We start from the raw sequence: 19,430 nt of genomic DNA on the forward strand, positions 1-19,430 counted from the left end.
AGCCAGCCTTCAATGCAGGTTCGGTTGGGCGCCTTGGCCCTTTTCGTCGATCATCGCACCTCGCCGGAAGCGGTCGAGACGAAAGCGGATAGCCTCCATGTGCGGCTCGTCGCGCGCCAGCAGATGGGCAAAGACCAGGCCGGAGCCGGGCGTCGCCTTGAAGCCGCCATAGCACCAGCCGGCGTTGAGATAGAGCCCGTCGACCGGTGTTTTGTCGATGATCGGCGAGCCGTCCATCGACATGTCCATGATGCCGCCCCACTGACGCAGCAGCCGTATCCGGCCGATCATCGGCATCAGCGCCATTCCGCCCTCGCAGACGTCTTCCATGACAGGCAGATTGCCGCGCTGGGCGTAGGAATTGTAGCCGTCTATGTCGCCGCCGAAGACCAGGCCGCCCTTGTCGGACTGACTGACGTAGAAATGCCCGGCGCCGAACGTCATGACATTGGGGATCAGCGGCTTGATCGCCTCGGAGACGAAGGCCTGCAGCACATGGCTTTCGATCGGCAGCCGCATGCCGGCCATCGCCGCGACGCGCGACGAGGAGCCGGCGACCGCCATGCCGACCTTGGCCGCGCCGATCCTGCCGCGGCTCGTCTCGACGCCGGTCACCTTGCCGCTGCCATCGCGGACAAAGCCGGTCACTTCGCAATTCTGGATGATGTCGACGCCGAGCGCGCTCGCCGCATGCGCGTAGCCCCAGACCACGGCATCGTGTCGTGCCGTGCCGCCGCGTCGCTGCAAGAGGCCGCCCTGCACCGGGAAACGTGCGTTGTCGAAGTTCAGGAACGGCATCATCTTCCTGACCGCCGCCAGATCAAGCAGTTCGGCATCGATGCCGTTGATGCGCATGGTGTTGCCGCGCCGCGCATAGGCGTCGCGCTGCGCGTCGGAATGGTAGAGGTTGATGACACCGCGCTGGCTGACCATGGTGTTGTAGTTGAGGTCCTGCTCCATCCGCTCCCACAGCTTCATCGACAGCTCGTAGAAGCCGGTATTGCCGGGCAGCCCGTAATTGGAGCGGATGATGGTGGTGTTGCGGCCGGCATTGCCGGAGCCGATCCAGCCCTTTTCCAGCACGGCGACATTCCTGATGCCGTATTCGCTGGCGAGGAACCATGCCGTCGCCAGGCCATGGCCGCCGCCGCCGATGATCACCACGTCGTAGTGGCTCTTTGGGCTGGCGTCGCGCCAGGTGCGCTGCCAGTTCTTGTGGCCGGAAAATGCCGCCCGGGCGAGGGAGAAGATCGAGTATTTCATGAACCTGTTTCGCGCCGGGCGTGCAACAATTCCGGATCAGATGTCGAGCGTGTGGTCGCGCTCCCACTGGGTGAAGTGGGAAGCATAGGAATTCCATTCCTGCTGCTTGAGCTTTAGATAGGCCGACGAGAATTCCTCACCCAGCGCCGTCTTGAGCGATTTGTCGTTGTCGAATTCGCGCAATGCGTCGAGCAGGTTGAGCGGCAGCTTCGGCGCGCCCTCGACCGTATGGCCGAACTGGTACATGTCGATATCGTAGCGCCTGCCGGGGTCGGCCTTCGAGCGGACGCCGTCAAGGCCGGCGGCGATGATGACGGCCTGCAGAAGATAGGGGTTTGCCGCGCCGTCCGGCAGGCGCAGCTCGAAGCGGCCTGGCCCAGGTACGCGCACCATGTGGGTGCGGTTGTTGCCGGTCCAGGTCACCGTGTTCGGCGCCCAGGTGGCGCCGGAGATGGTGCGCGGTGCGTTGATGCGCTTGTAGGAATTGACCGTCGGGTTAGTGATGGCGGCAAGCGCGGACGCATGTTTCATGATGCCGCCGAGGAAATTCCTGCCCTTGGCCGACAGGCCGAGCTCCATCGCATTGTCGGCAAAGACATTGGTCTTGCCATCTTTGTCCCACACCGAGATATGCGCATGGCAGCCATTGCCGGTCAGGCCCTGGAAGGGTTTAGGCATGAAGGTTGCGCGCAGGCCGTGCTTTTCGGCGACCGATTTCACCATGAATTTGAAAAAGGAATGCTTGTCGGCGGTCGCCAGCGCATCGTCGAAGGCCCAGTTCATCTCGAACTGGCCGTTGGCGTCCTCGTGGTCGTTCTGGTAGGCGCCCCAGCCGAGCGCCAGCATGTGGTCGCAGATCTCGGCGATCACGTCGTAGCGGCGCATCACCGCCTGCTGGTCGTAGCAAGGCTTCGACGCCGTGTCATATTCGTCGGAAATCGTCTTGCCATCCGGCGAGATCAAGAAGAATTCGGCCTCGACGCCGGTCTTGATGTGCATGCCGTCGCCAGCGGCCTCCGCGATCAACCGCTTCAGCGTGTTGCGCGGCGCCTGCTCGACCGATTTGTCGTCCATGATGCAGTTGGCGGCGACCCAGGCGACATCCGGCTTCCAAGGCAACTGGATCACCGAGGCCGGATCCGGCACCGCCAGCATGTCGGGATGCGCCGGCGTCAGGTCGAGCCAGGTGGCAAAGCCGGCAAAGCCGGCACCGTCCCGCTGCATGTCGGCGATCGCCTGCGCCGGCACCAGCTTGGCGCGTTGGCCACCGAACAGGTCGGTGTAGGATATCATGAAATATTTGACGCCCTTCTCCTTGGCGAAGGCGGCGAGATCGTTCCCCATTATAGTTCCTCGCTTACTGGCATTTGGTTTGTCTTAGAAGCCGTTCTTGCCCGGTATCCAGTTGGTGCCGGCCAGCGGCACGCCGGCCATGGCGGCGGCTTCGATCGTCAAGGCGACAAGATCCTCGGGCTCGAGATTGTGCAGGCTGTTCTTGCCGCAGGCGCGGGCGATTGTCTGAGCCTCAAGTGTCATCACCTTAAGATAATTCGCCAGCCGTCGGCCGGCCGCAATCGGATCGACCCGTTTCATTAGCTCGGGATCCTGCGTGGTGATGCCGGCCGGGTCGCGACCCTCATGCCAGTCGTCATAAGCGCCGGCGGTGGTGCCGAGTTCGTTGTATTCCGCCTCCCAGCGCGGGTCGTTGTCGCCGAGCGCGACAAGCGCTGCCGTGCCGATCGACACCGCATCGACGCCGAGCGCCAGCGCCTTGGCGACGTCGGCCCCGTTGCGTATGCCGCCCGAGACGATCAGCTGCACCTTGCGGTGCATGCCGAGATCCTGCAGCGCCTGCACCGCCGGCCTGATACAGGCAAGCGTCGGCTGGCCGACATTTTCAATGAACACTTCCTGGGTTGCCGCCGTGCCGCCCTGCATGCCGTCGACGACGACGACATCGGCGCCCGATTTCACCGCAAGCGCGGTGTCGTAATACGGCCGCGCGCCGCCGACCTTGACGTAGATCGGCTTTTCCCAGTCGGTGATCTCGCGCAGTTCCAGGATCTTGATCTCGAGGTCGTCCGGCCCGGTCCAGTCGGGGTGGCGCGAAGCCGAGCGCTGGTCGATGCCCTTCGGCAGCGTGCGCATTTCGGCGACGCGGTCGGAGATCTTCTGGCCGAGCAGCATGCCGCCGCCGCCTGGCTTGGCGCCCTGGCCGACGACCACTTCGATCGCGTCGGCGCGGCGCAGGTCGCGCGGGTTCATGCCGTAGCGTGACGGCAGATACTGGTAGACCAGCGTCTTCGAATGGCCGCGCTCTTCCTCGGTCATGCCGCCGTCGCCGGTGGTCGTCGAGGTGCCGGACAGCGTCGCGCCGCGGCCAAGCGCTTCCTTCGCCGGGCCGGACAGCGAGCCGAAGCTCATGCCGGCAATGGTGATCGGGATTTTCAGTTCGATCGGTTTTTTCGCATAGCGCGAGCCGAGCACGACGCTGGTGTCGCAGCGCTCGCGATAGCCTTCGAGCGGGTAGCGCGAGATCGAAGCACCGAGGAACAGAAGGTCGTCGAAATGCGGCAGCTTGCGCTTGGCGCCGGCGCCGCGGATGTCATAGATGCCGGTCGCCGCGGCGCGTCGGATCTCGGAAAGCGTGTAGTCGTCGAAGGTCGCGGATTTGCGCGGCGTCGTCGGCGGGTTGCGATAGGTCATTGAGCCTCAATACGCGTCGGCGTTGTCGATATTGAAATTGTAGAGGGTACGAGCCGAGCCATAACGCTTGAACTCCGCCGCCTTGACGCCGGTCACACCGGCGCGGTCGAGCAAGCCTTGCAGCAATTCGAGATGCTCGGGCCGCATCTCCTTGGCGATGCAGTCGGCGCCGAGGCTTTCGACCTTGCCGCGCACGAAAAGCCGCGCCTCGTAAATGGAATCGCCGAGCGCATCGCCGGCGTCGCCCAGCACCACGAGGTTGCCGGACTGCGCCATGAAGGCCGACATGTGGCCGATATTGCCATGGACGACGATGTCGATGCCTTTCATCGAGATGCCGCAGCGCGACGACGCATTGCCTTCGATGACGAGCAACCCGCCCCGGCCGGTGGCGCCGGCATACTGGCTGGCATCGCCTTTGACGACGATCTGGCCGGACATCATGTTTTCGCCGACGCCGGGCCCGGCCGAGCCATGCACGGTGATGGTGCCGCCGTCGTTCATGCCGCCGCAATAATAGCCGACGCTGCCGCGCACATCGATGGCGACCGGCTGGTCGACGCCGACGGCGACCGAATGGCTGCCTCGCGGGTGGAGCACCTCCCAGGCGGTCTCGTTCGAACCGGGCGCCAGATCGTGCAGCGCCTGGTTGAGCTCGCGCAGCGACATTTCGGCCAGGTCGAAGACCCGTGACGCATGGCCCGGCTCGCGCGCGGCCTTGGAGAGGTTGCCCGTATTGAAGGCATTGCTTGCCGGCATTGGTTCAATGCTCCCAGAAATAGACGGTTGCGGGCTCGGGTTCCCAGACCTTCGCATTGTCTATGCCGGGCAGTTTGGTGAGCGCACGATATTCCGAGCCGAAGGCGACATACTGGTCGGTTTCGGCCATTACGGCGGGCTTGCAGGCGATCGGATCGCGCACTACGCCGAAGCCGTTCTTGGTGCCGACCACGAAGGTGAAAAAGCCGTCGAGATCGCTCAGCGTGCCTTCCAGCGCCTCGCCGAGATTCTTGCCATGCGCCATCTGCGAGGAGAGATAGGCGGCAGCGACCTCGGTGTCGTTCTCGGTCTCGAATGTCATGCCTTCGCGGATCAGCTCGCGGCGGACATTGTTGTGGTTGGACAGCGAGCCATTGTGCACCAGGCACTGGTCGGCGCCGGTCGAGAACGGATGCGCGCCCATCGTCGTCACCGCCGATTCGGTCGCCATGCGGGTATGGCCGATGCCGTGGGTGCCGGTCATCTCGCGGACGCCGAAACGGTCGACGACCGCTTCGGGCAAGCCGACTTCCTTGTAGATTTCGACGACGTCGCCGGCGCCCATGATGCGGATGTCGGGGCGCAGCGTCTGGATCGCCTCGCGCGCTTCGTCGATCTTGGCAGGCATCGTCCGGACCACGGCATGCGTCGACTTCGCAGCAATGCTCACCGACGCGCCGATTGCCTTGGCGAGTTCGGCGTCGAGGCCGCGGAAATCGCGCTCCGGCTTGGCCGACTGGATGGTGATCTTGGCTTCATTGGAGGACGCGCCATAGATGGCGATGCCGGCGCTGTCGGGACCGCGATCGCTGAGCGAGATCAGCATCTCCGACAGCATCGCGCCAAGCTGGGGCTCGAGCGACTTGTCCTTCAAAAACAGTCCGACGATTCCGCACATGTCAGCCTCCGCGAGTTTGTTCCCTCCGAGATGTATCGAATGAGTCCCGGGAATTCAATTGGTATGAAAAAAATTTTCCTGTCGTTATATATCGGCTGAGGCGCCGCCGGCCGCACTATCGCTGCGCTGGCCGCCATTGTGAACCCATTTGGCATAGCGGATGCGGGCGATCTTGTAGGCATCCAGGATCGACAGGGCATAGATCAGGAAGCCGCCGGCATGGCGTCCGACGAAGCTGGCGTCGGGCGGCGCGATCTTGGCGGTGACCCAGGCAAGGATCACCATGAAGAACAGGAATTGCAGGCCGCGCACCGGCACGCCGAGCACGACATGCCCGCTTGCCGGCAAGACGATCGCAGCGCCCAGAACCAGATAGGGGCTCGGTGGTGCGGGGGAGGTGGTGATCTGGCTGGTCATGCCGCTTGCCGTTCGCTTTGATTGATGGCGTCGCGCAGCGCCGAAGCCGACGACAGCAGCCTCTCGATCAGCACCGGATCGAGCCTGACCGCGCCGAATTCGGCTTGCCGGAATACGCCGTAGCGCGCCCGCTCGGCCTCGGCCAGCAGCCAGACGATGCGCACGCCGTTCGGCGTGATCAGCAATTCCTTGGCACGCTCCTCGGCAAATACATCGAGGTGATCGACGATGATGGCTTCGGGGAAGCGCACGCCCTTGCGGTCGCTCCGCAGCACCGCCTCGGCCGGAAACCCCGCCGCCTTCGGCAGCGGATGGACGAGATGATCGAAATTGGAAAAAGTCGTCGGCGATCCCGGCCGCATCATCATATCGAAAGTGCCTGGTATCGCGACCTTTTCGGTGATCGAAACGCTCAGCCAGCGCGCCGGCAGCTTCCTGATCGCCAGCGTGTCGACGATGGTCCGCACCTGCACCCGCCGGCCGTTCCACGAGCCGGCGAAGGTAACGACGCCGGCAGTGCCGTCCGAGACGTTGGCCGCGTCGGGGATGACGGCGCGGACGCCGGCTTCGTCGGCGGCAAGCCCGGTCGAAGCCTTGGCGCGGCTGGCCCGCGCAAGCCAGGCTACGTGGAGGACGAGAGCCAGGGCAACCGCCCCGGCGAGCAATGCTGAGATCACCTAACGCACCTCGTCACACAAATGCCCGCCCAGACCGGGCGCGCCGTCAGTAGCCCTGCGGCTTCGGCCACGGCATGGTGAACTGGGCGCCACGGCGCACGAATTTGTAGCGGTAGAAGTGGAACCACAGCGAGATCAGGAAGTAGAAGGCGACCATGGCGATCAGCTGCGAGCCGAAGCCGAGGAAGATCGCAAAGAAGGTGACCACGCAAAGGCAGAACAAGACGATAGCCGGCAGCGGATGGAACGGATGGGTGTAGCCGCGGCGGATCGAGCCGAGCGGCCACTTTTTCCTGAACATGATGATGTTGATGCTCATGAAAGTGTATTGCAGCACGCCCGACAGGATCGAGAAGGTGATCGCCTGGTTGAGGTCGGCGATGAAGGCGAAGGCAAGCGCGATCGGCAGCAGAAACAGGATCGAGCGATAGGGCGTGCGGTATTTTGGATGCACCGCCGAGAACCAGGTCGGCAGATAGCGGTCGCGGCCGAGCGAAAACCAGGCGCGCGCGGCGTCGTTGATGCAGCCATTGGCGGAGGCGAGCGCGGCAAGCAGCGTCGCGATGAACAACAGGTTTTCCAGCAGCGCACTGCCGGTCAGTTTGCCCGCGTCCCACAGCGGATAATAGGTGATGCCGAGATATTCCCAGGGCATCATCGAGGCGCAGACATACCAGGTCATGGCGGCGGCGATCAGAAGCGTGATCATGCCGGCCATCGTGCCGTAGGGCAGCGAGCGCGCCGGCGAGCGCACTTCCTCGGCGGCCTGCGTGGTGCCCTCGATGCCGAGATAATACCAGATGCCGAACTGGAAGGCGGCGATGACGCCGATCCAGCCGTAGGGCAGGGCGTTGCCCGGGGTCACCAACTCGTTGAGCTTGAGCACGGCGCCTTGCGTCCACGGGCTGACCGAGAAGAACAGGATGACGATCGAGACATAGGCGATGGCGGTGATGACGAAGTTGACGTTGAGCGTCATCAGCACGCCGCGATAGTTCAGCCATGCCAGTACGACGATTGTCGCGGCGATGAAGGAATTGTGGGTGAGGCCCTCGACGCCGGCCTTGGCGACGATGGTGTCGCCGAGCAGGATCGCGTCCGACACTTCGAGCATGGTGTAGGCAAAGACCAGGAACAGCGCGACGTTGAAGGCCATCAGCGGCCCGACGATGTGCTTGGCCTGCGCATATTGGCCGCCGGCGGCGGCAACCGTCGAGGTAACTTCGGAATCGATCATCGCGACCGAGGTGTAGAGCAGCCCGACGATCCAGCAGACGATCAGCGCCGCCAGCGCGCCGCCCTTGTCCGCCGCGAAATTCCAGCCGGTGAATTCGCCGACCAGAACGATGCCGACACCGAGCGCCCAGACATGGGCGGGGCCGAGCACCCTGAGCAGTGAAACCCTGTCGCCTTGCACTTGCACCGCTGGTTCAGCCGTGATCGTCATTGTTCAATCCCCCACTCAGATCCGATGTTTTTCGGACACCGCTTCAAGTTCGCCTTCCCTGGACGAGGTCAGCATCTCTTCGGAATAGGTCGTGTCGATCTTGAACCAGTCGTAGAGCATCCACAGCGCGAGCACGATCGAGATGCCCCAGCATGCGTAAGAGAGTGCCACCCACATGACGATGCTTCCCTATCTATTTGTCGCCGAACTTTTCGTCGATGACGTCGCGGTATTCGCGGTCCGATGCGCGGAACAGAAAGATGAAATAGCCGATCAGCACCGCCGCCATGATGATCAGCGTCGGCCAGTCGATGATGTAGTGGAACCGGTTCTGGATGATGTCGTGCGCGGTTTCCGGCGTGTAGCCGAGCTTTTCCCAGATCGAGGCCATGGTCGGGTTCTGGCCGAGCGCTTCCCACGTCTTGGCGTCGAGCGCGTCGATGGATTTTGCCGCCCCTGCCAGACCTAGTTTCAGCGGCAGCCATAGCGCAACGAAAATCGCGACCACGACGACGGCGATATCGAAAACCTGTCCGGCCTTGCTCTGTTCGGGCGGTGTATAGCGGGCCATGCGTCTCCCCCTCAGGACTTGCGGTTGCGGTAGGCGTCGGCGTTCTTGATGTCGAGGCCGTAGATGAAGTCCTTGTCTTCCTTGTAGTGGTTGACCATCGCCAGGATGGCGGCCGTGTTGAAGATCAGCACGGCGGCGGCGGCGACCGCGACGACGAGCTTGATGCCTGCGTCGGGGACGTATGGCCATGTCATGAACAGGACAAAGAGGATCGTCGCCCACAGGCAGACGATCAGGAGCATGGATCCACGCACGTCGGAACGGTACAACGCTTCTACGCGCTGTTGCAGGTCGGACATCGGCTTTCCCCTTTTTCAACGCCGGTCCGGATTGGCCGGTCATTGCCCTCTTTCAAGAGAGTGAAATTTTTTTCATAAAATCCGGCCGAATTCTGGAATTGTCAAGACGATTTTACGCGACGTTAACCGTTTGTTTGGGCGTGCCGGATTTGCCTGACAATGAAATTATTTGCTTACGGGTATTGCAGGCTCCCGGCGTTTGCGATCAATATTCAAGCCAACGCTCCCGCCTGTGTGCAGGGAGCAGGGGAAAGCAAAAAAGTTTCTTTCGAACGGAGGACAGCGGATGACGGCATCCTGGAGATTTTCGACGCTTGCGGATCGCCATCGCGCGCTCGGCTCGAAGCTCGAGGACTGGAGCGGCATGGGCACCGCCTGGACCTACGACAAGGACGCGGACGAAGAGTATATCGCCATCCGCACCAAGGCCGGCCTGATGGACGTGTCCGGCTTGAAGAAGGTCCACATCACCGGGCCGCATGCCTCGCACCTGATCGACCTGGCGACGACGCGCGACGTCGAAAAGATCTATCCCGGCAAGTCGGCCTATGCCTGCATGCTCAACGAGGCCGGCAAGTTCACCGACGACTGCATCCTCTACCGCACCGGCCCGAATTCCTGGATGATCGTGCATGGCTCGGGCACCGGCCATGAAGAGCTGCAGCGCGCTTCCGTCGGTCGCGACGTGTCGCTGCGCTTCGACGACAATCTGCACGACCTTTCGCTGCAGGGGCCGCTAGCCGTGGATTATCTGGCAAAGCATGTGCCCGGCATTCGCGACCTCAACTATTTCCACCACATGCAGACGCAGTTGTTCGGCTTTCCGGTGATGATCTCGCGCACCGGCTACACCGGCGAGCGCGGTTACGAGATCTTTTGCCGCGGCCAGGACGCCGGCACGATCTGGGACAGGATCCTCGACGAGGGCAAGAGCGCCGGCATCATCCCGTGCCGCTTCACCACGCTCGACATGCTGCGCGTCGAGAGCTACCTGCTGTTTTATCCCTACGACAATTCGCAGAAATACCCGTTTGAGAACGAAGGCCCCGGCGACACGCTGTGGGAGCTTGGTCTCGACTTCACCGTCAGCCCCGGCAAGACGGGCTTTCGCGGTGCCGAGGAGCACTACCGCCTCAAGGGCAAGGAGCGCTTCAAGATCTTCGGCGTGCTGCTCGAAGGCAAGGAGCCGGCCGACGAGGGCGCACCGGTCTATCGCGACGGCAAAAAGGTCGGCGTGGTGACCTGCGCCATGTATTCGCCGCTGGTCAAAAAATCGATGGGCATTGCCCGGCTCGACGTCGACTGCGCGGTGCAGGGCACCAGGCTCGAGATCCGCAACAAGAGCGGCGCCATCAGCGCAACCGCCGAGCCGCTTCCCTTCGACGATCCGAAGAAGACCAAGCGCACGGCGAAAGGCTGAGGCATACTGCGGGTATGGCAGCGAAAAGCATCATCAGCCGCCCGGTCTATGGGACCCTGTCTCCGCAGCCTGGCAAGCATCATCTTTTCATAGCGGATGCAGAGGGAGCGCTGGCGATTGCCGATCTGGCCGCCAAGGCACCGGCGGATTTCTTCGGCGGCGCCCACATCATCTTCATTCCCGGCCGCGACGGTAAATATGCCGATGGGCTCGAAGCACTGAAGCCGGCGCAGCTCTACCTCGGCCATTCCTTCGCCAGCGCCCTGCCGCGGCTGAAGCAGACGTTGGCCAACGCGCATATGGGACTCAGGCTCTATCTCGCCGGCACCGAGGGGCTGATCGGCCAGGCCATGCAGGCGGCGCTCGAAGCCGGCATCGACCACACCTCGATCCAGACCGAGCATCGCGGCTCGCTGGCGCGCCGCATGCAATGCGTGCACTGCAAGGGCATCACCGAGAACGTGACGACACAGCCGGCGACCTGTTCGCATTGCGGCCTGCTGCTTCTGGTGCGCGATCATTATTCGCGGCGCCTCGCCGCCTTCCAGGGCGTCTGCATCAATGCCGAGGACCGCAGCGAAATTCCTCCGATCGAGGAGGTCTTTCGATGAGCACCGGCACCACCAAGCTCGATGTCGTCGTCAGCGATGTCGTCCCGGTCAACGAGCTGGTGACGCGCTTCCATTTCCGCCGGCGCGACGGCGAGCTTTTGCCGACCTTCTCCGGCGGCGCCCATGTCGTCGTCGAGATGCGCGATGGCGAACGCACCAGGCTCAATCCCTATTCGCTGATGGGCTCGCCGCTCGACACCCGCGAATACACCATCTCGGTGCGCCGCGACGACGCAGGCCGCGGCGGCTCGCTGTTCATGCACAGGCAGGTCAGGCCGGGCACGGAGATGGTGGTCAGCTATCCCGTCAACCTGTTCTCGCTCGATCTGCGCGCCAGGAAGCATCTGATGCTGGCCGGTGGCATCGGCATCACGCCGTTCATGGCGCAGACCGCGCAGCTGGCGGCGGAAGGCGGCAATTTCGAATTGCATTACACCTGCCGCACCGCCTCGCTCGGCACCTATGCCGACCTGCTGAGAGAGCGCTACGATCGCCGGGTCAGGCTCTATCACGACGACCGCGACGAGCGCGTCGATCTCGACCGGCTGTTGTCGTCGCAGCCGCTCGGCACGCATCTCTATGTCTGCGGCCCGTCCGGCATGATCGGTTGGGTGCGCGAGCGTGCCGCCGCCCTCGGCTGGCCTCCGGAGACCGTGCATTTCGAGCATTTCGCCGCACCCCAGCCCGGCGCGCCCTTCGACGTGACGCTGGCGCTCAGCGGCAAGACCATCCGTGTCGACGAGCAGCAGAGCCTGCTCGAGGCGATCGAGGCGGCCGGCGTCGATCCGCCCTATCTCTGCCGCGGTGGCGTCTGCGGCCAATGCGAGACCAACGTGATTTCGCATGACGGCAAATTCATCCACAACGACCACTGGCTGAGCGAGGAAGACCACCATTCGGGCTGCAAGATCATGCCCTGCGTCTCGCGCTTCGAGGGCCGGTCGCTGGTGCTGGAAAGATAGGAGGCGAGCTTGGGCATCACCTTTCGCAAGGAAACGTTCCGCGACGACTTCACCTTCAGGAACAGCCCCGAGCACATCAGGCGATTCCCGTTCCCGTTCCATGAAGACAGCTACATGTATGCCGTCAACATCGAGCCGCACGTCGTCGGGCCGAAGGGCAGCGTGCTGGAGAATTTGATCGACGTCGACGAGCACTATGTCGCCGAGATGCAGGACCGCGCTTTGGTGCTGGCCGAGGATCCGCTGCGCTGCCAGTCGCTGCCGCACATGACGCTGGCCGGCTGGGATCTGCTCGAGCTTTTGATGGAGCAGCAGGCGCTGGGCTATCCCGAGCATTTCACGCTGACGCGCCATGGCGACCGCTGGCGCTGGATCAACCGACCGCTCGGCATCGACGACAGCTTCACCTTCGGCGACGTCTCGACGCTGCCCTATGGGCCGATGGAATACATCACCCGCCAGAGCCAGGGCGATTTCTGCATTCTCGACCAGCGCGACGGCAATCTGTGGATGGATGCCGGCATGGTCACCACCCAGGCCGACTGGTCGCTCGATTTCGACATCGGCATGAACTTCTTCGAATGGCACGCGCCGGTGCCGCTGGCGCACGAGAAGGGCATCTTCGTCCGGGCGCTAAAATTCCTCACCAACATCCAGCAGGGCAAGCCGGCGCGCCGGCTGAACTGGACGATGACCATCAATCCACGCCTCGATACCAGCCCGGAAAACTACCACAAATGGGGTCCGGACCGCGCCACGGTGACGCCGGAAAACGTAGGCGAAAAAGTGCATCTGCGCGTCGAGCTGCAGAGCTTCTGGCGGCTGCCGCGCTCGAATGCGATCGTCTTCCCGATCCGCTGCTACCTGATCAAGATGGATGAGCTGGTGACGCAGCCGAAATGGGCACGGCGCCTGCACCGCGTCATCCGCGACCTTCCCGACGAACTCGCCAACTACAAAGGCCTGACGCGCTACCGCGCGACGCTGGTCGAATGGCTGTCGAAGCTGGATGACGGGAGTGCGACGTCGCCGGGGTTCGGGCCGGATTGAGGTTCTGTTTGCGAGGTTCGCGCTGCCCGTCAAGCTGCCAATCTCCCCCCAAGAGGGGGAGATGCCCGGCAGGGCAGAGGGGGGCGCCGTAGAGCGCCGGCCTTGCCGTTATGTCAGCCCATCCCTTCGGCGAAGATCACGGTGCGCCAGCCTGACCAGCCACAATCACGATATGCTGACAGACATTGTTGATATCGCGGATAACGTCATCATTCCAGAAGCGAAGGCTGGTCCAGCCCAGCGCTTCGAGCTTTGCGGTTCTTGCAGCATCCAATTCCGACGCTTCGGCCTGGGCATGCTGGGAACCATCAAGTTCGACGATCAGCTTTTTGTCCGGGCATGCAAAATCGACGATATAGCCGGCGATAGGCATCTGGCGTCGAAACCCCAGTCCCATCAGCCTGTGCGCCCTGATCTCGTTCCAGAGCTTCAGTTCGGCATCGGTCATCACCTTGCGCATCCTGCGCGCATTGCGGCGATTGTTGGCGGGTACTGGATTATGCGTCATCGCGGTTCGCCCCCCTCTGTCCTGCCGGACATCTCCCCCTCAAGGGGGGAGATTGGATTTACTTCGGCTTTCGCCAATCGCCAACGCTGCAAGAGAGGCGTCGTCGGCGAAGCTGTCGATCTCCCCCACGAAGGGGGAGATCGAGCTCTCACCCCGCGCTCTGCGGGTAGCATATGATCGACAGATAGCGCATCGGCAGAACGCTCAGCACTTCCGGTCCGTGCGGCGCATCGGCGTCGAAGAACAGGCTGTCGCCGGGCTTCATCGGGTAGAGATTGCTGCCGTGCCGGTAAACCACCTCGCCCTCGAGCATATAGAGGAATTCCATGCCCTCGTGCTGGAAGGTCGGGAACACGTCGGAATCCTCGGTCAGCGTGATCAGATAGGGTTCGACGACGACGCCGCTGGTGTTGGAGCCGATATGGCCGAGCAGATTGTACTGGTGGCCGGCGCGCGTGCCACGGCGCTCGACGTCGAGGCCTTCGCCGGCCTTGACGAAGACGGCACTGCGCTCTTCCTCGAAGCGGCGGAAGAAGGCGGTGACGGGAACGCCGAGCGCCCGTGACAGCGCCTGCAACGTGGTCAGCGATGGCGAGGTGATGCCGTTCTCGATCTTCGACAGCATGCCAAGCGAAATGTCGGTGGCGGCAGCCAGATCGGCCACCGTAATGCCGAGCTTCTTGCGGAATGCCCGCACCTCGCGGCCGATGGCGACCTCCAGCACTTTTTCGCGGGTGTCGCGAATGGCGTGCGGGTTCTGGGTGAGCGGCGCGCGTATCTTGCGCGGATCGATTGCAGCAACCGACGGCTTGGCTTTGCCCGCGACGGCCGCAGCGGGCTTTAGACTGGATGCTTTTTTCGCCATGTTGCCACCCCGGACCTTGCCGATTCATTTCACTCACGGTGAACATATTCGGTGCCGATACAGAAGTGCAACTGCCACGGCAAGCCACCCGTGTCGAATTGCGCAATGTCCGGATTTCGCCCCGAGCTACTGCGTCGCTTGGAAATCCAGCTGGGCGAAACGCGGTTTCGCGACAAGCCCTGTTGACAGCATCGAAGGGGCAATTACTGTCCTGTCAGTGAAATTTGTTTCGTTAGGGAAATGAGATCGGGAGGCCCGCAATGAAAGATCGTGTTGCCGTCATCGGAGCCGGGCCGTCCGGCATGGCCCAGCTCAGGGCCTTCAAGTCGGCCGCCGACAAGGGCGCCGATATTCCCGAGATCGTCTGCTTCGAAAAGCAGTCCGACTGGGGCGGCCTGTGGAACTACACCTGGCGCACCGGCCTCGACGAGCACGGCGATCCGGTGCACGGCTCGATGTACCGCTATCTCTGGTCGAACGGCCCGAAGGAATGCCTCGAATTCGCCGACTACACCTTCGAGGAGCATTTCGGCCGGCCGATCGGCTCCTATCCGCCGCGCGCCGTGCTGTGGGACTATATCAAGGGCCGCGTCGAAAAATCCGGCGTGCGCCAATGGGTGCGCTTCAACAGCCCGGTGCGCATGGTCACCTTTTCCGAAACGTCAAAAAAATTCACGGTCACCGCGCATGACCGCACCAACGACGTCACCTATTCGGAAGAGTTCGATAATGTCGTCGTCGCTTCGGGGCATTTCTCCGTGCCCAACGTTCCCTATTTCGAGGGCTTTTCGACCTTCAACGGCCGTATCCTGCACAGCCACGATTTCCGCGACGCCATGGAATTCAAGGGCAAGGACATTTTAATCATCGGCCGCTCCTATTCAGCCGAGGACATCGGTTCGCAATGCTACAAATACGGCGCCAGATCGATCACCTCCAGCTACCGCTCGAAGCCGATGGGCTTCAAATGGCCGGAGAACTGGAAGGAAGTGCCGCTTCTGCAGAAGGTCGTCGGCAAGACGGCGCATTTCAAGGACGGCAGCACCAAAGACGTCGACGCCATCATCCTGTGCACCGGCTACCTCCATTCCTTCCCGTTCCTCACCGAGGATTTGAAGCTGAAGACCGCAAACCGTATGTGGCCGGACGGGCTCTACGAGGGCGTCGTCTGGGAGAAAAACCCGAAGCTGTCCTATATCGGCATGCAGGACCAGTTCTACACCTTCAACATGTTCGACGCGCAGGCCTGGCTCGCCCGCGACGTCATCATGGGCCGCATCAAGCTGCCGTCGGCCGAAGCGATGGCCGAGCACGGCCGGAAATGGCGGGCACGTGAAGAAACACTTGAAGACGCCGAGCAGATGATCTGGTTCCAGGGCGACTACACCAGGGAGCTGATGGAGCAGACCGACTATCCCGGCTTCGATGTCGAGGCTGTCAATCAGACCTTCATGGAGTGGGAGCACCACAAGGCGGAAGACATTATGGGCTTCCGCGACCATTCCTATCGCTCGCTGATGACCGGCACGATGGCGCCGCTGCACCATACGCCGTGGCTGCAGGCGATGGACGATTCGATGGAGAGCTATCTCGAAGTGAAGGGCGTCGCGGCGGAGTAGGCAGTCCGAACGACGATTGCCTTGCCTCAGACAACTTCCCGCGCCGGGTCGGCTGCAAGCGCCAGGGAATTTGCGACGTGCTCGAGGTGCTCCTCACTCAAGATGCTGGTCGCGACGCGCACGGCGCTGGTCTTTCCGGTCGAAAACTTCGCCCCGGCATGGACCGCGATACCATGTGCAGCCAGCGTGACCATCGCGTAAGGTTCCGAGGCAACGGGAATGAGGACGCTGAGCCCATGTCCGGCGTCGATCGCGACGTTGCGTTTCGCCAGTTCGCCAGCGAGCCGTTCGCGACGGCCGCGGTATACCTCCTTCGCCTGCTCCACCAGGGCGGCCGTGGCCGGGTCTTGCAGCAGCCAGGCGGTGGCTGCCTGCAGGATGCGGCTGGTCCATCCCGAGCTGAAGCTGCGATAGGACTGGATCTGCTCGACGATCGTCGCCGATCCGGACAGCACGGCGAGCCGCAGATCCGGGCCATGGGTCTTGGAATAGGACAGGATATGGACGACGCGATCGGGAAAACGCCGGCCAAGCGAAATGCGCGGCGCCGAGGCAATATCGCCGACGCCGTCATCTTCGACAATCAGCACGTCGGTGCCGGCGAGCAGGTCGCCGATGACTTCCAGCCGCGCCGACGACATGCAGGCGCCGGTAACCGAATGGACGCGCGGCTGGAACAGGAACGCGACGGGCCGCTGCCGCAGAGCGTTGGCAAGTGCATCCGGCAAGGGACCGTCGCTGTCGCAATCCACGGGGATGATCGGCACGTCGAGATCCTCGAGGATGTCGAGCAGGCGAAGCGCCGTCGGGTTCTCGATGGCTACCGGCGCCCCCGGCGGGACCAGCGCATGCAGCAAGGTGTAGATGGCGTTGTAACCGCCATTGGTGGCCAGGAACGCGCCGGGATCGTACGGCCATGACGGGCGCACTGCGGCCTCCAGCTCGGGCAGGATGCGCACCCGCTCGTAGCTGTTGAGCTTTTCGGCGCGCGCACCATGCGCCAGCGCGATGTCGAGCGGCGGCAAGAGCTTTACATCGGGCTCCGCGATCGCCAGGTTCAGAACATCCTGTCCGTAATTGCCGCCGCTCATGTGGCGCTCGGGCCGGGCGGCAAAGCGGTTGCCCATGATCCAGGTGCCGTTGCGTCCGCGGCCGCCGATGATCTTGTAGCGCCGCAACTCGCTCCACGCCTGCGAGACCGTCGCCGGGCTGACGCCAAGCACATAGGCCAGATCGCGCACCGGCGGAAGCTTTGCGCCGACAGGCAGCGCGCCGCTTCTGATCAGCGCACTGGTCTCGCGCGCGATGCCGCGCATCGTGCGGTCGCCAAGGCGATCAGCGAACCATCCTGCATCGAAATCCATCGGCACCCGCGACCATCAAAGCTAATGTTCAATAACATAATAACATTTGATCGGGCAAAAATAAACATTTACCAATCGCCGGTCAAACATAGCGTTGAAGTTCATGCCGATGCCCGTTTCCATCACTGTAGCCACCCGCGATTGGGACTATCTCACCCCTTTGGTGCTGGGTGACGTTATTTCGAGCCGCTTGTCGGTGAAGGTTGATCGTGTCGCCACGCTGATCGCGGATATCGGTACCGATCCGAACTTCGATGCGGCGGAGGTCTCATTCAGCCGTTATGTGTCGGCCATGGCTTCGGGCGTCGATACGGTGGTTGGATTACCGTGCTTCATCATGCGCGGCTTTCGCCATCGCTGCATCATAACGGTCGAGACCAGCCCGCTGGAACGGCTTTCCGACCTTGCCGGCAAACGCATCGGCGTGACCGGCTGGCGCGATTCCGGTAACACATGGACGCGCGCGGCGCTTCGCCGGGAAGGCGTCGGCGTCGAGGATGCCTATTGGTTCGCCGGCAGGCTGACATCGGGGCACCCGATCGCCGACCGCCTCGACGGATTCGGCAGGCCGGGGCGCATCGAAGCAGCACCGGGCGAGCGCCCGATGATGGAGTTGCTGGCGCAAGGCGAGCTCGATGCCGTTTTCACGCCCTTCATGCCGGACGGCTTTTTCGGCCCGGCTTCCGGCTTCCGGCAAGTGCTGCGCGATTTTCGCGCGGCCGAACGCGCCTATTTCGCCGACGTCGGTTATGTCCCGGGCATGCATCTGGTCGCCGTCAAGGCCGCCCTGGTCAGGGAGCACCCCTGGCTGCCGCAGGAACTCGCCAGGCTGATCGACGAAAGCCAGCGCGTCTGGACGGCAAAGCGCCGAAAATATGCCGATACCTCGCCCTGGATCCTCGAGGAGCTGCTTCATGCGGGGCGCGACCTGCCTGCCTCCTGGAACGCCAGCGGCCTGCCGGCCAACCGGCGCATGATCGAGGATTTCGTCACCGAGCTCCATGCCCAGGGCATTCTGGCGGAACCGATTTCCGCCGAAGCCTTGTTTCCTTTCGAGGCCAGATCGCGGGCCACCGCAGCCTGACAACGCACAACGAAGAACACGAAGGAGAATGCCATGAGGACAATCAGCTTCATATTCGCCTCGCTCGTCACCATGCTGGCGCAGGCCAGCTTTGCCCAGGATATCCAGAAGCAATCGGTGAACGAGGATTTGCGGGCCCGGCTGCCGGAAGAGATCCGCACGGCGGGAAAGATCACCGCCGTCAACAACGGCTCATTCCCGCCCTATGAGATCGTCACCGGCACCGAACTGTCGGGGGCGACCAAGGACATTTCCGACGCCATCGGCCAGCTGCTCGGTGTCGAGATCGATCATGCCTCGGTCGCCGGCCTGCCGGCTTTGCTGAGCGGCATCAATGCCGGCCGTTATCAGTTCGCGATGGGGCCTGTCGGCGACTATCCGGACCGGCAGAAATCCAACGACTTCATCGATTGGGTGCGCGAATACGTCGTCTTCGCCGTCGAGAACGGCAACCCGCAAGGCATCACCTCGCTCGACACCGCGTGCGGCAAGCGCATCGCCGTCATGTCGGGTGGCTCGGCCGAAAAGGTCATCAAGCAGCAGGCGCAGAAATGCACCGAGGGGGGCAAGCCGGCCGTCGAGGTGCAATCCTTCACCGACCAGCCGAGCTCGATACTGGCCGTCCGGTCGAAACGCTCCGACGCATTCTTCTCCTCGCAGGCGCCGCTGACCTATTTCGTCGAGCAGGCGAAGGGCCAGCTGGAACTCGCCGGGGTCGGCCAGGCCAACGGCTTCAAGGACATCTATCAAGGCGCCGTCGTCAAGAAGGGCTCGCCGCTGGGCGGCGTGCTGCTCGACGCCTTCAAGATCCTGATGAAGAACGGCACCTACGCCGCGGTCATGAAGAAGTGGGGTCTCGAGAAGAACATGATCGATGCGCCAGGCATCAACCAGGGCCAGTAGAGGCTGC

At 62.9% G+C, this 19,430-nt stretch carries 21 protein-coding genes; 7 read left to right on the forward strand and 14 right to left on the reverse strand.

Going from position 1 to position 19,430, the window contains the following annotated elements; translation table 11 throughout:
- Window positions 1–9 precede the first annotated feature (9 nt).
- From NKI24_RS14555 to NKI24_RS14605, 11 genes are all read right to left on the reverse strand, one after another.
- The gene (locus tag NKI24_RS14555) at window positions 10–1,263 is read right to left on the reverse strand and encodes a sarcosine oxidase subunit beta family protein (RefSeq protein ID WP_352746164.1); all 1,254 of its coding nucleotides are present in this window, start codon (window positions 1,261–1,263) and stop codon (window positions 10–12) included.
- A 36-nt stretch (window positions 1,264–1,299) separates the two neighbouring features.
- Window positions 1,300–2,607: a type III glutamate--ammonia ligase gene (gene glnT / locus NKI24_RS14560; RefSeq protein WP_352746167.1), complete on the reverse strand. Its 1,308-nt coding sequence runs from the start codon at window positions 2,605–2,607 to the stop codon at window positions 1,300–1,302.
- Window positions 2,608–2,640: 33 nt separating this feature from the next.
- A complete protein-coding gene (locus NKI24_RS14565) occupies window positions 2,641–3,969 on the reverse strand; it encodes an FMN-binding glutamate synthase family protein (RefSeq protein ID WP_023673984.1) in 1,329 nt (442 codons plus the stop codon).
- A 6-nt stretch (window positions 3,970–3,975) separates the two neighbouring features.
- On the reverse strand, window positions 3,976–4,638 hold the full coding sequence (locus tag NKI24_RS14570; protein WP_245274607.1) for a GltB/FmdC/FwdC-like GXGXG domain-containing protein: 663 nt from the start codon (window positions 4,636–4,638) through the stop codon (window positions 3,976–3,978).
- Between the two features lie 94 nt (window positions 4,639–4,732).
- Entirely contained in the window at window positions 4,733–5,626 is an 894-nt protein-coding gene (locus tag NKI24_RS14575; RefSeq protein WP_352746170.1) for a class II glutamine amidotransferase, read from the reverse strand.
- Window positions 5,627–5,710: 84 nt separating this feature from the next.
- Window positions 5,711–6,043, reverse strand: coding sequence for a hypothetical protein (locus tag NKI24_RS14580; RefSeq protein WP_352542207.1), 333 nt, complete (start codon window positions 6,041–6,043; stop codon window positions 5,711–5,713).
- The gene (locus NKI24_RS14585) at window positions 6,040–6,720 is read right to left on the reverse strand and encodes a hypothetical protein (RefSeq protein WP_352746175.1); all 681 of its coding nucleotides are present in this window, start codon (window positions 6,718–6,720) and stop codon (window positions 6,040–6,042) included. The genes NKI24_RS14580 and NKI24_RS14585 overlap by 4 nt, the downstream gene beginning before the upstream one ends.
- Window positions 6,721–6,766: 46 nt before the next feature.
- Window positions 6,767–8,167, reverse strand: a complete 1,401-nt coding sequence (locus NKI24_RS14590) for an APC family permease (RefSeq protein WP_352612301.1) — start codon at window positions 8,165–8,167, stop codon at window positions 6,767–6,769.
- 15 nt (window positions 8,168–8,182) lie between these two features.
- Window positions 8,183–8,344, reverse strand: coding sequence for a hypothetical protein (locus tag NKI24_RS14595; RefSeq protein WP_023673991.1), 162 nt, complete (start codon window positions 8,342–8,344; stop codon window positions 8,183–8,185).
- Window positions 8,345–8,360: 16 nt separating this feature from the next.
- Window positions 8,361–8,738: a hypothetical protein gene (locus NKI24_RS14600; protein ID WP_023673992.1), complete on the reverse strand. Its 378-nt coding sequence runs from the start codon at window positions 8,736–8,738 to the stop codon at window positions 8,361–8,363.
- Window positions 8,739–8,749: 11 nt separating this feature from the next.
- Entirely contained in the window at window positions 8,750–9,037 is a 288-nt protein-coding gene (locus NKI24_RS14605; protein ID WP_023673993.1) for a hypothetical protein, read from the reverse strand.
- A gap of 286 nt (window positions 9,038–9,323) precedes the next feature.
- Here NKI24_RS14605 and NKI24_RS14610 point away from each other — a divergent pair, with 286 nt between their 5' ends.
- The 4 genes from NKI24_RS14610 to NKI24_RS14625 are packed head-to-tail and all read left to right on the forward strand — an operon-like array spanning window position 9,324 to window position 13,080.
- Window positions 9,324–10,457 (forward strand): aminomethyl transferase family protein, encoded by a 1,134-nt coding sequence (locus NKI24_RS14610; RefSeq protein ID WP_352746180.1) that lies wholly within the window; start codon window positions 9,324–9,326, stop codon window positions 10,455–10,457.
- 14 nt (window positions 10,458–10,471) lie between these two features.
- Window positions 10,472–11,068, forward strand: coding sequence for a dimethylamine monooxygenase subunit DmmA family protein (locus NKI24_RS14615; RefSeq protein ID WP_352746182.1), 597 nt, complete (start codon window positions 10,472–10,474; stop codon window positions 11,066–11,068).
- Window positions 11,065–12,030: a PDR/VanB family oxidoreductase gene (locus NKI24_RS14620; protein ID WP_352746185.1), complete on the forward strand. Its 966-nt coding sequence runs from the start codon at window positions 11,065–11,067 to the stop codon at window positions 12,028–12,030. Before NKI24_RS14615 ends, NKI24_RS14620 begins: the two co-directional genes overlap by 4 nt.
- 9 nt (window positions 12,031–12,039) lie before the next feature.
- Window positions 12,040–13,080, forward strand: a complete 1,041-nt coding sequence (locus tag NKI24_RS14625) for a heme-dependent oxidative N-demethylase family protein (RefSeq protein WP_352746187.1) — start codon at window positions 12,040–12,042, stop codon at window positions 13,078–13,080.
- A gap of 136 nt (window positions 13,081–13,216) precedes the next feature.
- Here NKI24_RS14625 and NKI24_RS14630 read toward each other — a convergent pair whose 3' ends face one another.
- A complete protein-coding gene (locus NKI24_RS14630; protein WP_352746190.1) occupies window positions 13,217–13,588 on the reverse strand; it encodes an endonuclease domain-containing protein in 372 nt (123 codons plus the stop codon).
- A gap of 148 nt (window positions 13,589–13,736) precedes the next feature.
- Window positions 13,737–14,453 (reverse strand): helix-turn-helix domain-containing protein, encoded by a 717-nt coding sequence (locus NKI24_RS14635; protein ID WP_352746192.1) that lies wholly within the window; start codon window positions 14,451–14,453, stop codon window positions 13,737–13,739.
- A 260-nt stretch (window positions 14,454–14,713) separates the two neighbouring features.
- Here NKI24_RS14635 and NKI24_RS14640 point away from each other — a divergent pair, with 260 nt between their 5' ends.
- Window positions 14,714–16,072 (forward strand): trimethylamine monooxygenase, encoded by a 1,359-nt coding sequence (locus tag NKI24_RS14640; RefSeq protein ID WP_352746195.1) that lies wholly within the window; start codon window positions 14,714–14,716, stop codon window positions 16,070–16,072.
- A gap of 26 nt (window positions 16,073–16,098) precedes the next feature.
- Here the strand turns inward: NKI24_RS14640 and NKI24_RS14645 are convergent, their stop codons facing one another.
- Window positions 16,099–17,436 carry an aminotransferase-like domain-containing protein gene (locus tag NKI24_RS14645; RefSeq protein WP_352746198.1) on the reverse strand — a complete coding sequence of 446 codons (1,338 nt, stop codon included), beginning with the start codon at window positions 17,434–17,436 and terminating at the stop codon, window positions 16,099–16,101.
- Window positions 17,437–17,545: 109 nt separating this feature from the next.
- Between NKI24_RS14645 and NKI24_RS14650 the strand changes: the two genes are divergently transcribed.
- A complete protein-coding gene (locus NKI24_RS14650; protein WP_352746200.1) occupies window positions 17,546–18,520 on the forward strand; it encodes a substrate-binding domain-containing protein in 975 nt (324 codons plus the stop codon).
- Between the two features lie 72 nt (window positions 18,521–18,592).
- A complete protein-coding gene (locus NKI24_RS14655) occupies window positions 18,593–19,423 on the forward strand; it encodes an ABC transporter substrate-binding protein (RefSeq protein WP_502901458.1) in 831 nt (276 codons plus the stop codon).
- Window positions 19,424–19,430: the final 7 nt, after the last annotated feature.

This window comes from Mesorhizobium sp. M0701 (assembly GCF_040320365.1).
GTDB lineage: Bacteria > Pseudomonadota > Alphaproteobacteria > Rhizobiales > Rhizobiaceae > Mesorhizobium.